The sequence below is a fragment of the Mycobacterium sp. genome (assembly GCF_032162605.1).
GTDB lineage: Bacteria > Actinomycetota > Actinomycetes > Mycobacteriales > Mycobacteriaceae > Mycobacterium.
Genome location: NZ_JAVROT010000594.1, coordinates 14,893 through 29,091, shown reverse-complemented (window position 1 = coordinate 29,091; position 14,199 = coordinate 14,893). Strand labels below are relative to the sequence as shown.

At 68.2% G+C, this 14,199-nt stretch carries 14 protein-coding genes; 5 read left to right on the top strand and 9 right to left on the bottom strand.

What is annotated here, in order from left to right; genetic code table 11:
• A partial coding sequence (locus QOI01_RS33590) for an XdhC family protein (RefSeq protein ID WP_526388135.1) occupies positions 1-567 on the bottom strand: 567 nt, incomplete at its 3' end.
• 23 nt (positions 568-590) lie between these two features.
• Here QOI01_RS33590 and QOI01_RS33585 point away from each other — a divergent pair.
• Positions 591-1,556: a LysR family transcriptional regulator gene (locus QOI01_RS33585; RefSeq protein ID WP_526388133.1), complete on the top strand. Its 966-nt coding sequence runs from the start codon at positions 591-593 to the stop codon at positions 1,554-1,556.
• A gap of 22 nt (positions 1,557-1,578) precedes the next feature.
• Here QOI01_RS33585 and nhaA read toward each other — a convergent pair whose 3' ends face one another.
• Complete coding sequence (gene nhaA, locus QOI01_RS33580; protein WP_526388131.1) at positions 1,579-3,408, bottom strand: Na+/H+ antiporter NhaA; 1,830 nt, start codon at positions 3,406-3,408, stop codon at positions 1,579-1,581.
• 61 nt (positions 3,409-3,469) lie between these two features.
• Positions 3,470-4,237: an IclR family transcriptional regulator gene (locus QOI01_RS33575; RefSeq protein ID WP_526388129.1), complete on the bottom strand. Its 768-nt coding sequence runs from the start codon at positions 4,235-4,237 to the stop codon at positions 3,470-3,472.
• Positions 4,238-4,449: 212 nt separating this feature from the next.
• On the opposite strand from QOI01_RS33575, the gene QOI01_RS33570 reads away from it, so the two are divergent.
• The gene (locus QOI01_RS33570) at positions 4,450-5,217 is read left to right on the top strand and encodes a CoA transferase subunit A (protein WP_526388127.1); all 768 of its coding nucleotides are present in this window, start codon (positions 4,450-4,452) and stop codon (positions 5,215-5,217) included.
• Positions 5,214-5,873: a 3-oxoacid CoA-transferase subunit B gene (locus QOI01_RS33565; RefSeq protein WP_526388125.1), complete on the top strand. Its 660-nt coding sequence runs from the start codon at positions 5,214-5,216 to the stop codon at positions 5,871-5,873. The genes QOI01_RS33570 and QOI01_RS33565 overlap by 4 nt, the downstream gene beginning before the upstream one ends.
• 18 nt (positions 5,874-5,891) lie before the next feature.
• Here QOI01_RS33565 and QOI01_RS33560 read toward each other — a convergent pair whose 3' ends face one another.
• From QOI01_RS33560 to clpB, 6 genes are all read right to left on the bottom strand, one after another.
• Complete coding sequence (locus tag QOI01_RS33560; protein WP_526388139.1) at positions 5,892-7,037, bottom strand: glycoside hydrolase family 76 protein; 1,146 nt, start codon at positions 7,035-7,037, stop codon at positions 5,892-5,894.
• 15 nt (positions 7,038-7,052) lie between these two features.
• Positions 7,053-7,691 carry a TrmH family RNA methyltransferase gene (locus QOI01_RS33555; protein WP_526388137.1) on the bottom strand — a complete coding sequence of 213 codons (639 nt, stop codon included), beginning with the start codon at positions 7,689-7,691 and terminating at the stop codon, positions 7,053-7,055.
• A gap of 28 nt (positions 7,692-7,719) precedes the next feature.
• Positions 7,720-8,619, bottom strand: coding sequence for a hypothetical protein (locus QOI01_RS33550; RefSeq protein ID WP_526388123.1), 900 nt, complete (start codon positions 8,617-8,619; stop codon positions 7,720-7,722).
• Positions 8,620-9,396, bottom strand: coding sequence for an SDR family NAD(P)-dependent oxidoreductase (locus QOI01_RS33545; RefSeq protein ID WP_526388121.1), 777 nt, complete (start codon positions 9,394-9,396; stop codon positions 8,620-8,622). It abuts the gene before it with no gap.
• A gap of 43 nt (positions 9,397-9,439) precedes the next feature.
• Positions 9,440-10,246, bottom strand: coding sequence for a trehalose monomycolate transport factor TtfA (gene ttfA / locus QOI01_RS33540; protein WP_526388119.1), 807 nt, complete (start codon positions 10,244-10,246; stop codon positions 9,440-9,442).
• Positions 10,247-10,381: 135 nt separating this feature from the next.
• Positions 10,382-12,928, bottom strand: coding sequence for an ATP-dependent chaperone ClpB (gene clpB / locus QOI01_RS33535; protein WP_526388117.1), 2,547 nt, complete (start codon positions 12,926-12,928; stop codon positions 10,382-10,384).
• 185 nt (positions 12,929-13,113) lie between these two features.
• Between clpB and QOI01_RS33530 the strand changes: the two genes are divergently transcribed.
• Positions 13,114-13,323 (top strand): hypothetical protein, encoded by a 210-nt coding sequence (locus QOI01_RS33530; protein ID WP_526388116.1) that lies wholly within the window; start codon positions 13,114-13,116, stop codon positions 13,321-13,323.
• Positions 13,287-14,198, top strand: coding sequence for a nucleotide disphospho-sugar-binding domain-containing protein (locus tag QOI01_RS33525; RefSeq protein WP_526388114.1), 912 nt, complete (start codon positions 13,287-13,289; stop codon positions 14,196-14,198). Before QOI01_RS33530 ends, QOI01_RS33525 begins: the two co-directional genes overlap by 37 nt.
• Position 14,199: the final 1 nt, after the last annotated feature.

Below are 14,199 nucleotides of genomic sequence, written 5' to 3'. Positions count from 1 at the left end.
GCCCGTCCCGCGACGCTGACCGTCGGGCCCGAAGGTGAGCACCTCGGTGCGGCCCGCGGCGAGAAGTCCCCTGGCGTCGTCGGTGACGGCCGCGTCGGCACGCGGCGAGCCGAGGGAACCCGTCACCTCGTCTCCCCGGATCACGATGCGGCGACCTACCCGACCCGCGTCCTGGTGGGCGATGACCGTGGCCACGGCGGCGGCCCGGTGGTTGACGACGTCGTCGGCGAGTGCCTCGAGTTCGGGAAACGTGCTCTGCGACAGCGGTTCGACGAAGATGTCGATGGTTCCCCCACAGGTCAGTCCGACCGCGAAGGCGTCGTCGTCACTGACTCCGTAGCGCTGCAGTACCGGTTGGCCCGTACCTGCCACCTCGGTGGCCAGCTCATAGACCGCGCCCTCGACGCAGCCGCCGGAGACCGACCCGCTGACCGTGCCATCGGGCGCGACGACCATCGACGCACCCGGCAGTCTCGGAGCCGACGAGTACGTACGCACCACAGTACCGACGCCTGCCGTGCCACCGGCACGCCAGACCGCCACCAGGTCGCCGAGTACGTCCCGCACGTGCACCAACGTAGGCTCATTTCGTGACACCGGCACAACTTCGGGCCTACTCGGCTGTGGTGCGGCTCGGTTCGGTGCACTCCGCGGCCGAAGAGCTCGGCATGTCCGACGCCGGGATTTCGATGCACGTAGCGCAACTGCGCAAGGAACTCGACGACCCGTTGTTCACCAGGGCGGCAGCGGGTCTGGCGTTCACTCCTGGCGGCTTGCGGCTGGCCAGCAGGGCCATCGAGATCCTCGGCCTTCAGCAACAGACTGCGATCGAGGTGACCGAGGCCGCCCACGGCAGGCGGCTGCTGCGTATCGCGGCGTCCAGCGCGTTCGCCGAACATGCGGCCCCCGGGCTGATCGAGCTGTTCTCGTCGCGGGCCGACGATCTCTCGGTGGAGCTGAGCGTCCATCCGGCGAGCCAATTCAAGTACCTCATCGAGTCCCGCGCGGTGGACGTCGCGCTCGGCCCGTCCGGTACGGGCCCGACCGAGCCGGACGGCACGATCGCGGTACGCCCGTTCCTCAAGTACCAGCTGATCACCGTCGCCGCGCCGGGCAGCCCGCTCGCGACCGGCACGCCGACGCCGGCGCTGTTGCGCGAGCAGCAGTGGATGCTCGGGCCGTCCGCGGGCAGCGTTGACGGTGAAATCGCCTCAATGCTGCAACATCTCGCGATTCCCGAGGCGCAGCAGCGCATCTTCCAGAGCGATGCCGCGGCCTGCGAAGAAATCCAACGGGTCGGCGGTGCAACCCTGACCATCGGCTTCGCCGTCGCCAAGGACCTGTCCGCAGGACGGCTCGTCCACGTCAAGGGACCAGGGCTGCAGGCCTCCGGCGAGTGGTCGGCGGCGACGCTGCTGCCCGCCTCGAGACAACCCGCGGTGTCCGAACTGGTGCGCTTCATCACGACACCGCGCTGCACCCAGGCGATGATCCGCGGCTCGGGCGTGGGCGTAACCCGCTTCCGACCGAAAGTCCATGTGACGTTGTGGAGCTGAGGTAGCCAGACGTGCGGACGGTTTAGCCCTCCGTCGCCTCCAGCGCCCGGATCAGACTCGCGGCGTCCCACGGCCCCACGTGGCGCCGTCCGTTGACGAAGAAGGTCGGCGTCGAGCCCAGGTCCATCAGCTCGGCGTCCTGCGCGTCGTCCTGCACCCGGTGCAGGACCTTCGGCGAGCGCACGTCCTCGTCGAACTTCTCGATGTCGCAGCCGACGCTGTCGGCGTACCGGTAGATGTGGTCCCACTCCAGGAAGTCCTGGAACTCGAACATCCTGGTGGCCATCTCGAAGAACCGACCCTGCAGGGCAGCGGCCTCGCTGGCGCGTGCCGCGTCCATGGCGTGCGGGTGCGTGCGCTCCTGCGGCAGGTGGCGCCAGACGTAGCGCAGTTGATCGGGCCCGAAGTATTCGCGCACCTCGTCGATCGAGCCGGTGGCGCGGCTGCAGAACGGGCACTCGAAGTCGCCGTACTCGACGAGCGTCATGGGCGCGTTCGGATCGCCGCGGATGTGGTCGCGGTCGGGGTCGACCTCGCGAATCAGTGTGGCGCCCACCGAAACCGGCGGGCTGAGCCAGTCGGTGATGCGGAACGTCGCCCAGCCGAGGACCAGGGCCAGCACTGAGGCGGCGAGCACGCCGACGCGGGCCTGATCCTGTTTCGCCGGGTCCTCGATCGCCAAGTCGATGATGAACAGCGCGATCGTGAACCCGATCCCGGACAGGGCGGCGCCACCCGCCACCCGGCGCAGCGTCAGACCCGGTGCGAGCACGCCGATGCCGGTGGCGCGCACCAGCGCGGTCGCTCCCGTGATCCCGACGAACTTTCCCACCACGAGGCCGGCCACCACGCCCCAGGTCAGGGGCGAACGCACTGCGGCGGTCATCGTGGCGTGGTCGAGGTGCACACCCGCGTTGGCCAGGGCGAACAGCGGCAGGACGAAGAACGACACATAGGACCCGAACCCGGTCTGCAGGCGTTCGTTGATCGAGATGGACTCGCGCAGACTGCGGGTGGCGGCGCGGGCGTACTCCGAGTTCGGCGATTGCCGGAAGGCCCGGATCACGTCGACCGCCTCCTCCACCCGCTGGCGCTCCGGGGTGAAGACCGGGATCAGCAGGGCGACCACCACCCCGCCCAGGGTCGGGTGCACGCCACCCAGGAACAGAGCCAGCCACAGTGCGAACGCCAGCACCGCGTAGGCGGGGCCTTGTGCTGCGGGCAACAACCGGACCGCCGCGATGCCTGCGATCAGCACCACCGCCACCAGCAGTGGCACCAACCGCACCCGATCGGTGTAGAAGAGCGCGATGGCCAGTAGCGCGCCCACGTCGTCGACGACGGCGAGGGTGAGCAGGAAGGTGCGCAGCCGAGCGGGGCACTGCGGGCCGATGATCGCCAACGCGCCCACCAGGAAGGCCGTGTCGGTGGAGATCACGACACCCCAGGCACGCGCATCGTCGCCTGAGGGGTTGAAGAGCAGGAAGACGAGAGCAGGGACCATCAGACCCGCCAGCGCAGCGATGACCGGGACCGCGGCACGGGCGCGGTCGGTCAACTCACCGATGGTGAACTGGCTCTTGACCTCGAGTCCGACGATGAAGAAGAAGAAGGTCATCAGGCCGTCGTTGACGAGGTGCTTCACCGAGAGTTCGGCGTGAAGACTCCCGACGTGCAGACCCAACTCCGTGTTCCAGAACTCGGAATAGGTATGCGCCCATGGCGAGTTCGCCCAGACGATGGCGATGAGCGTGCAGCCGAGCAGCAGTGCGGCTGCGGTGTTCTCACCGCTGCGGGCGGCGGTGGGATCACGGCCGAACCGACTCGGCGCGGGCCGTGCAGGCGCGGTCATGGGCGAGCGCTCTCGTCGGACACCGGTTCACCATCGCGCATCCGGGCATGCCTCGCACGCGTCAAGCCTGAATCCGTCCGGACAGCTGGTGCGCCTGCTCGAGCAGCAGCGTGCCCAACTCGAGGTGCCGCTCCGGCTTGAAGCGGGTCTCGACGCCGGTGATGCTGAGCGCCCAGGCCGGCTTCCCGCTCCGGTCGAACACCGCTGCGCCCATCCCCCAGCTGCCGTCGACGATCAACGCGGGGTTCACCGCGTAGCCGGTGCGCCGAGTGGATTCGATGCGCGCACGGATGGCCGCCTCGGCGTGGCCTCGACCCCATTCCGACTCCGGTTGCACCCGCCCGAAGAAGTCGTCGACGTCGCGGTTCGGCAGGTGACCGAGGATCGCCAGGCCGGCGCTGGCCACGCCGAGCGGAAATCTGATCCCGACGTGCAGGACGTGCGAACGCAGCGGGAAGCTACCTTCCTCGGCCAGGACGCACACCGTCTCGTCGCCCCTGCGCGCCGAGAAGAACGCACTCTCGCCGGTGTCGCGGGCCAGCCGCGTCACCACCTCGCGCGCCTGATCGGTGACGTCGTACCGGTAGGCGGCGCCAACTCCGAGCAGGTAGAGCTCGGGGCCGAGTGACCAGCGGCCCGTCTTGGGGTCGCGGGCCACCAGATGCTCGTCGGCCAACGACACGAGTAGGCGATGAGCGGTCGGCCGGGCGAGGCCCGCACCCTTGCCGAGATCCGTGGTCGATGCCCCGTCCGGCTCGGCGGCGGCGACCGCGCGTAGGACTGCACCCACCCTCGCAACGACGTGCGATCCTTGCGATTGTCCGGTCACCGCTGCGATCCTATGCGTTCACTGAGTGAACGCACGCCATTTGAATGCTCATCAGGCGAACAGTTTTCCGGAGCCACTGACACCGGGGCCGATCGATCTGGAATGCTCATTGTGCTGTTCCTATCGGCGGACATATCGGGCGGAATCGCGCCAACGCCACGGAATGCTCTGCGTTTGCAGAATGAACGTGATGCTCGCGAAGGAGGAGACGCATGTCGTCGAAGGTGTACGACTCGGCTGCCGAGGCAGTCGTGGACATCAATAACGGCGCCACGCTGGCCGTCGGCGGATTCGGTCTGTGCGGCATCCCGGACCAGCTCATCGACGCGATCGCGCAGTCGTCGACGACCGACCTCGAGGTCTTCTCGAACAACTGTGGGGTCGACGGTGTCGGGCTCGGAGTCCTGCTGTCCCTGGGGCGCGTCCGCCGCGTCACCGCCTCCTACGTCGGCGAGAACAAGGAGTTCGCCCGGCAGTACCTCGCTGGCGAACTGGAGGTCGAGCTGACACCGCAGGGCACGTTGGCCGAACGGCTGCGCGCCGGCGGTGCGGGGATCCCCGCGTTCTTCACCCCCGCGGGGGTGGGCAGCCCGGTCTCCGACGGTGGCCTGCCGTGGCGGTACGCCCCCGACGGCTCGATCGCGGTTTCCTCGCCCCCCAAGGAGATTCGCGAGTTCGGCGGCAAGCGCTACGTCCTGGAGGAGTCGATCAACGCCGACTTCGCGCTCGTCCATGCGCAACTCGGTGACACCGACGGCAACCTCGTCTTCAACAAGACGGCGATGAACTTCAACCCGCTGGCCGCGATGGCGGGACGCATCACCATCGCCCAGGTCGAGGAATTGGTGGCGCCGGGTGAAATCGATCCGGCCGCAGTGCATCTCGCGGGCGTCTTCGTGCAACGCATCGTGCACACCGGACCACAGGACAAGAAGATCGAGAAGCGCACCGTTCGCGAACCGGAAGGAACGGCCCCATGACCGAGTCGACGCCCGCGGGATGGAACCGCAACGAGATGGCCGCCCGCGCCGCGGCGGAGATGGTCGACGGCGAGTACGTCAACCTCGGCATCGGACTGCCGACGCTCATCCCCGGCTTTCTCGGCAGCGACGTGAAGGTCACCCTGCACTCGGAGAACGGCATCCTGGGAACGGGTCCGTATCCCGACGAGGACCACGTCGACCCCGATCTGATCAACGCCGGCAAGGAGACCGTGACCGTCAATCCCGGTGCGGCGTACTTCGATTCGGCCCTATCCTTCGGCATGATCCGCGGTGGCCACATCGACACCGCGGTGCTTGGCGGCATGGAAGTGTCCAAGACCGGCGACCTGGCCAACTGGATGGTGCCCGGCAAGATGGTCAAGGGCATGGGCGGCGCGATGGACCTGGTCCACGGGGCGGCCCGCGTCATCGTCCTGATGGAGCACACCGATCGTTTGGGTAATCCGAAGATCGTGGAGACCTGCAGCCTGCCGCTCACCGGCCAGGGCGTCGTCGACCGCATCATCACCAACCTCTGCGTCATCGACGTACCCGGCGACGGAGACCTCTTGCTGCGCGAACTGGCCCCTGGTGTCACCGAAGCGGACGTCATCGCCGTCACAGGAGCCGACCTCAAGGTCGAACTGACCTAGCCCAGACCTGGCCCGCCGTCACTCCGTCGCGTCGACGGAAGGCGGGATCGGCTCGACGCCGTGACCTTCATCGGCCACCGTGTGCGCGGCCTCCATCAGCATCCAGCCCGAAAGCTGCACGGAGAGATCTCGTTCCGGCACCTCGGACGCGTTCACCGCCCCATCGACGAACTGAGCGTCCTTGCCGCCGGCCCTTGGCAGTTCCGCGTCCCGGTCCCAGAACGCGCCGAACAATGGAAGTCCGTCGACGGTCTGCCGGTGGTCCCACGCCGACTGCGCCGACTTCAGGACGAGTTCCTTTGCGGCTGCACGTGCTTCGACATCCGCGGAGGTGTCCCCCGGCAGCAGGTTGGCGGCCAGCGCGAGGTAGCGCACCAGGATGCCGTCGAAGAGGCCCCCGTCTCCCCCGCCCGCGCCGGCGATGACGCCGCCGGGCGCCATGTTGTCGTGCACGGCTGCGACCAGTCGGTGCACCCGCTCGGAGTGGCGGTCGTCCTGGGTACGGGCGGCCAGCTCGACCTCGAGCCCGAGGACGACGCCCTGACAGTAGGTGTACTGCGCCCGGACCATCGAACCGCCCTTGATGCCGTCGAACACCAGATGAGTGTCAGGGTCGATCAGGGTCTCGTCGATCCAGTCGGCCATCTGCTGGGCGCGGCGAAGCCGGTCGTAGCGGGCGAGGAAGACGCCCGCGGGACCGTTGGCGGGTGCGTTGAAGAACTGGTCCTGCTTGCGCCATGGGATGCCGCCGCCGTCCTCGGGGACCCACGCGTTGAGGAACTGCTCGGCCAGCTTGTCCAGCGCCTTGGGCCGCTCGACGCCTGCCTGGCTACCCGCGCGTTCCAGCGCGAGCGCCAGCCAGGCCATGTCGTCGTAGTAGTCGTTGATCCAGCGCCCGGTGTTGCGCCACTGATGGCCACGGATCTGGCGCTCGATCGTCAGCGTGCGCTCGGGCTGCGGGTCGCGCACCTGCGCGTCGACGAGGCAGTCGAGCAGATGGGCCTGCCACCAGTAGTTCCAGCTGCGGAACCCCAGATCCTTCTTGGTGGGCGGCCACGCACAGACGCCGAGCTGGGTACCGGGGAGGCGCCACAACCGCCGGTAGTGCCGCGTCGCGATCGCGGCTTCTGCGCTGGCCGCACGGTTGGCCCACAGCTGATCCATGGTCATGATCCTGCCTTACCATGCCCTCGACGTGTCGGCATGCGTCGTGATCCAGGAGTGCATGGCGATCCCGGCGGCCACCGCCGCGTTGACACTTCGCGTGGAGCCGAATTGGGCGATGGACACCGTCATGGTGGCCCCCAGCCGCGCGTCGCCGGTGATGCCTGGACCCTCCTGTCCGAAGATCAGCAGGCAGTCCCGCGGCAGCCGCGTGTTCTCGAGACGGACGGCCCCAGGCACGTTGTCCACCGCGACCACCTCCAATTCATGCTCGGCGGCGAACGCGAGCAGCTCGGCCGTGGTGTCGTGGTGGCGAAGGCGCTGGTAGCGGTCGGTGACCATGGCGCCGCGCCGGTTCCATCGACGCCGCCCCACGATGTGCACGGTGTCGACGGCGAACGCGTTGGCCGTGCGGACCACGGCGCCGATGTTGGCGTCGTTGCCGAAGTTCTCGATCGCAATGTGCAGCGGGTGCCTGCGGTCGTCGATGTCGGCGATGATCGCGGCGCGCGTCCAGTAGCGATACGCGTCGACGACGTTGCGGGCGTCCCCGTCGCGCAGCAGCTCCCGGTCGTAACGCGGGTCGTCCGGCAGCGGACCTGGCCAGGGTCCGACCCCTGGCGCGGTGCCCCACTCGGTCGGGCCCGGTTCCATGTCGCCGCCGGGGCGGCTCCGGGCTGCGTCACCCACTGGTAGTCCACAGCGCGGCGTGCGTGCCGACCACCGCGACCGTCGCGTACAGCAGCGCCTGGTTCATCTCGCCCTGGGTGCACAGAGACCCGCGCACCGCGACGGCGGCCAGCGACGCGTCAGGCAAGACCAACATCGACGCGCCGTACACCGAGCACGCGTAGGACAGCCCCTTGCCGGGCAGTGTCGGCGTCACCTGGACCATCATCGGGCCGCCACGACGAACGGAGTCGTCGCGGTAGCGCGAGGCGAGAGCGGAGACGTCGAGTCCGAGCAACATGTAGCCGTTGCCGTTGAACGCCGTCGGCTCACCTAGTGCGGTCGGCATCAGCTGCGCCCCGTCGGCGCTGAAGGCATCGACGCTGGTGGACTTCAGCACCAGACCGGTTTCGCTGTCATCGGTGGGCGAGAGGCCGACGGGGAACGACGCCCCGTAAGCGGCGATGGTCCCCGGGATCCGGTCCTGCGGCGAGTACACGTAGACCCCACGCACCTGCGTCTGATCGCGCAGCGGTCCCAAACACACTGTGCCAGAAAGCTTGTCGGGATTCGGCGAGACCGCCGGTTGCAGGTTGAGGTTCGTCGCCTTCGAACAGGTGCCGACCGCGGTGCTCTCGATCGGATGAGCCAGCGCGCCGTAGAGGCCGAAGCGAAGGGCGTCGGCTTTCGCATGCTGACCGCCGGCCTGCGACGGTGAGGCGTCGATGTCGACGAGCACGTAATCGCCGTCGAAGCGCAGATTGGACACCGAGACGTTCCACCCGAGCACGGCCAGCGATTCGCCGATCTTGGCGCCCTGCGTGCCGTAGGGGCTCGGCTGGGCATCGGCCGAGCAGGCGGCCAGGGCGGCGCCGGTGACCAGGGCCAGAAGCAATGCGACTAGTGCGCGCACTCAGGTCCGTCCACGTCCACGGCCCACTGCCTTCGTCATGGCGCGGACGAGATTTCGCGGCACGATGCGCCCCGCGGTGGTGAGCGCCTTGTATTGCAGACCGGGGACGATCACGATCCGCCCCTTGGCCACGTCGGCGAGACAGTCACGCACGACGTCGGCCACGTCGAGCCACATCATCGAAGGCGTGCCCGCCATGTCGATGCCCGCCCGTCCGTGGAATTCGGTCCGGACGAACCCCGGGCAGAGGGCATGCACGCCGACTCCGGTGCCATCGAGACCGTTGGCCAGACCCTCGGAGAAGGAGATCACCCACGCCTTGGACGCCGAGTAGGTGGAACCCCTACCCGGCAGCAGCCCTGCGACGCTGGCCACGTTGATGATCGTGCCCGTGTCCGCGGCCAGCATGGGTGGCAGCGCGGCGTGGGTCAGGGCCATGACTGCGGTGACGTTGACGTCGAGTTGCGACTGAAGGACGGCGAGGTCGGCACTCCAGAATTCGCCTGACGTGGCAAATCCCGCGTTGTTCACCAGGATTCGCACGCCCGCACCCAGCCGGTCGGCCACCTTGGCGCGGTCGGCGGCGACGGCGAGGTCGGCGACCAGCACCTCGACGTTCGCGCCCGCTTCGTCGTGCAGCTCAGCGGCCAGACGCTCCAGCCGTACGACGTCGCGCGCCACCAACACCAGGTCATGACCATCGATGGCGTAGCGGCGGGCGAATCCCATCCCCAGTCCAGACGTCGGTCCGGTGATCAGTGCGACGGGTCGTGACATGCCGACAGGCTACTTGCCCCTCAAGTCCCCGCAGGGCCAGGGCTCAGCGCTGATAGTGGGGCGACTGCCGCCCGTTTCGCACCGGCGGGCGCTGCTGCGTGTAGCGGCCGACGTCACCGCGAGCCGGGGGCGCATCGGTGCGGCCTGCGGGCAGTTCGGCGGGCCGCGGGGCGAGCGGCCGGCTCGGCGATGCGGCGCGCCTGGCGATCGCCTGGCCCGCGGCGCCGTTCTGTCCCGGCTGCGGGATGGGCGGCAGCACGCGCAGCAGGTCGTTGAACTGGCGCACGGTCAGCAGACCCTCGTCCCATTGCGCGCGCGTGCTGGTGATCGGCATGCTGACAAGCGTCCAGTGTTGCTCGTTCCACATGATCTCGGCGCAGTCGGGCGCCGCGTGGGCGAAGGTGACCATGCGGCGGTCACAGGCGCGGCGCGCGGCGTCGAGGTTGGTGGAGTACACCATCCGCGGGCCGATGGCGCCGAGCAGCCAGATGTCGCTCTCGCGCGGTTCCTTGATGTCCTTGAGTCGGACGTCGACGACGACGTTGGTGCCGACCTTGCGGTGCAGCGCGATCACCGTCGCCACGTCCTCGAGGTCGAAGACGAAGACCGCCTCGCCGCGGATCTGCCCGAGCACCACGTTCTTGGCGGCGACGTCGCCGACCGTCGACATGACTCCGCGCTTCCAGCGCTTCACGATCTCTGTCGACTCGTGCTCGTAGTCGAAGCCGTGCGACTTGGCCCATGACTTGCGGCGCCTGCCCAGACCTCGACGTTTGTCCAGGTCCACGTACAGCAAGACCGCCGCACCCACGAAACAGAGTGCGGACAGCGTGAACCAGAGGGGCACCATCACCGCCCAGACTACTGGTTGGTACGGGTTTCGCCCGAACTCGAACGGATTACAACCCGGTTACAACGACGAACGTGACGCCACTGCGAAGAATCACCGAGAATCTCGCAGTGACGTCACGTTCGTTTCAGCCGGTCAGCCCAGAGTCAGGCTTTCGCCGTCGGCGCTGACGTTGACCGGCACCACGTCGCCATCGTGCACCTCACCCGCCAGCAGCAGCTTGGCCAACTGATCACCGATGGCCTGCTGCACCAGCCGCCGCAGCGGACGCGCGCCGTAGAGCGGGTCGAAGCCACGGTCGGCCAGCCACGTCTTGGCGGGCAACGAGACCTCCAGCTGCAACCTGCGCTGAGCCAGCCGCCTCTGCAGCTGTGCCAGCTGGATGTCGACGATGCGCACCAGCTCGTCGGGCTGCAGACCGTCGAAGATCAGCACGTCGTCGAGACGGTTGATGAACTCCGGCTTGAACGCCGCGCGCACCGCCGCCATCACCTGCTCCTCGTTGCCGCCCGACCCGAGGTTGGACGTCAGGATGAGGATGGTGTTGCGGAAGTCGACCGTACGGCCCTGTCCGTCGGTGAGCCTGCCCTCGTCGAGCACGGCCAGCAGCACGTCGAACACGTCCGGGTGGGCCTTCTCGACCTCGTCGAACAGCACCACGGTGTACGGACGTCGCCGCACCGCCTCGGTCAGCTGACCGCCCTGGTCGTAGCCGATGTAGCCGGGAGGGGCGCCGACGAGTCGAGCTACCGAGTGCTTCTCGCCGTACTCGCTCATGTCGATGCGGACCATCGCCCGTTCGTCGTCGAACAGGAAGTCGGCCAATGCCTTGGCCAGCTCGGTCTTGCCGACGCCCGTGGGCCCGAGGAACAGGAACGAACCGGTCGGCCGGTTGGGGTCGGCGACCCCGGCCCGGCTGCGGCGAACGGCGTCGGAGACGGCTTGGACGGCCTTCGTCTGCCCGATGACCCGCTTGCCGAGTTCGTCCTCCATGCGCAGCAGCTTGGCGGTCTCACCCTCGAGCAGCCTGCCGGCGGGGATGCCGGTCCACGCCGCGACGACGTCGGCGATGTCGTCGGGTCCGACCTCTTCCTTGAGCATGACGTCGGTGTGCGCCTGCGCGGTGGGCAGTGCGGCGTCGAGCTTCTTCTCGATCTCCGGGATGCGGCCGTAGCGCAGCTCGGCGGCCTTGGCCAGATCACCGTCGCGTTCGGCACGCTCGGACTCGCCACGCAGCGTGTCCAGCTTCTCCTTGAGCTCGCGGACGACGTCGATCGCGCCCTTCTCGTTCTGCCACCTGGTGGTCAGCTCGGACAGCTTTTCCTTGTAGTCGGCCAGCTCGCCGCGCAGTTTCTCCAGACGGTCCTTGGAGGCGTCGTCGGACTCCTTCTCCAGCGCCATCTCCTCGATCTCGAGACGACGCACGACGCGCTCGACCTCGTCGACCTCGACGGGCCGGGAGTCGATCTCCATCCTCAGCCGCGACGCGGCCTCGTCGCCCAGGTCGATCGCCTTGTCCGGGAGGAAGCGGGAGGTGATGTAGCGGTCGGACATCGTGGCCGCGGCCACCAGGGCCGAGTCGGTGATGCGCACGCCGTGGTGCACCTCGTAGCGGTCCTTCAGCCCGCGAAGGATGCCGACGGTGTCGTCGACAGACGGCTCACCGACCAGCACCTGCTGGAAGCGCCGCTCCAGCGCGGCGTCCTTCTCGATGTACTTGCGGTACTCGTCGAGCGTCGTCGCGCCGACCATCCGCAGCTCGCCGCGGGCCAGCATCGGCTTGATCATGTTGCCTGCGTCCATCGCCGACTCACCGCTGGCCCCCGCACCAACGATGGTGTGCAGCTCGTCGATGAACGTGATGACCTGACCGGCCGAGTTCTTGATGTCGTCGAGCACGGCCTTGAGGCGTTCCTCGAACTCGCCGCGGTACTTGGCGCCGGCGACCATCGAGCCCATGTCGAGGGACACCACGGTCTTGTTGCGAAGGCTTTCCGGCACGTCGCCTGCGATGATGCGCTGGGCCAGTCCCTCGACGATCGCGGTCTTGCCGACGCCTGGCTCACCTATGAGCACCGGGTTGTTCTTGGTGCGACGGCTTAGAACCTGCACGACACGCCGAATCTCGTTGTCGCGCCCGATGACCGGGTCGAGCTTGCCCTCGCGGGCGGCGGCGGTCAGGTCGGTGGAGTACTTCTCCAGGGCCTGGTAGGTGCCTTCGGGGTCGGGGCTGGTCACACGGGCACTGCCGCGCACCTTGGTGAACGCGTCGCGCAGCGCCTGCGGGGACGCGCCGTGGCCGGTGAGGAGCTTGGCTGTGTCACTGTCCCCGGTAGCCAGGCCGACGAGCAGGTGCTCGGTGGAGACGTATTCGTCGTCCATCTCAGTAGCCAGCTGCTGGGCGGCGGTGATCGCCGACAGCGACTCCCGCGACAGGTTCGGCGTCGAGTTGGCGCCGCTGACCCTGGGCAACCGTTCGACGAGGCTCGCGGCCTCGGTCCTGATGATCGCGGGATCAACGCCGACGGCCTCGAGTAGGGGCGCGGCGATCCCGTCGTTCTGGGTCAGCAGCGCCATCAACAGATGGGCGGGCCGGATCTCCGGGTTGCCTGCGGCAGTGGCCGCCTGCAACGCTGAGGTCAGCGCCGCCTGGGTCTTCGTGGTCGGGTTGAACGAGTCCACGACTTTCCTCCATTCAGTGCGAAAAGGGGTGGCGAAAATGCTTGTCGTCTTGTGCAACGTAGTCAAGGTTGAGTCTGTTCCGCTCAACTTTGATCAATTTCGGTGGACGCCGCCACCGACGGTGCGGTTTCCTATGGGACACGCCATCCGCGCGCAGTAATCCACACGCCAGGGAGCGATCACCCATGCACGTCGCCGTCGTGGCAGCGTCCGCCCCCAGCCACATCCATCCCCACCTCGCACTGGTCGACGAACTGGTCAGGCGCGGCGATCGGGTGTCCTACCTGGTGAGCAGCCACCTCGCCGGGCTGGTGAGACCCACCGGCGCCGACGTGATCGGCTGCACGTCCTGCCGCAGGTGCACGCCGCCCTCGACGACGATCGGCCCGACGTGATGCTCTACGACATCGGCGGCATGGCCGGACCCGTCGCCGCGGCAAGCTGGCGCATACCCGCTGCGCAGTTGTCGCCGAGCATCGTCGCGTGGGACGGCTACCACGACGACATGGCCGAGGTGCTGGCGCCGATTCTGCACAGCCCAGGATATGCGGACTATCGGCGTGCATTCGACGATTGGCTCACCGGCTCGTCGTCGACCTTCGACGAGGTGACCGGCCGTCCGACCCGCTGCCTCATCCTCATCCCGCGCACCATGCAGCCGCACGCGGACCGGGTTGGCGACAACTACCGGTTCGTCGGGCCTTGCATCGACCCGCACCGCGAGGATCCCGGCGACTGGACGCCCCCGAACGGCGAGGGACCGTTGGCACTGCTGGCCTTCGGCACGGCCTACACCGACCGCATCGACGTGTACCGCAATGCGATCGAGGCACTCGACGGCACCGGCTGGCGGCTGGTGTTGAGCATCGGTACTCGGATTGCACCGAAAGAACTTGGCCCCGTTCCAGATTGGGTTCAGGTTCGAAGCACGGTCACCCAGGTGGCAGTTCTGCGTCGGGCCGACGCCTTCATCACCCACGCCGGAATGGGCTCGTGCACCGAGGCGCTGTGGCAGGGCGTCCCGATGATCGCGATCCCCCAGGCGGTCGACCAGTTCGGGAATGCGGACCGACTCGAGACGATCGGCGTGGGTGGCCGTCTGCGGTCGGATCCCCCGGACGCCGGCGACATTCGGGCGGCCGTCCTGGGTCTCGCCGCCGATCGCCAGACCCGCCTGCGGCTCGATGCGATCCGTGCCGAGATGCACCGCGACGGCGGCCCCGGCCACGCGGCCGATGCGGTGCACGACGTCGCGACCGGCCGCTGGTGAA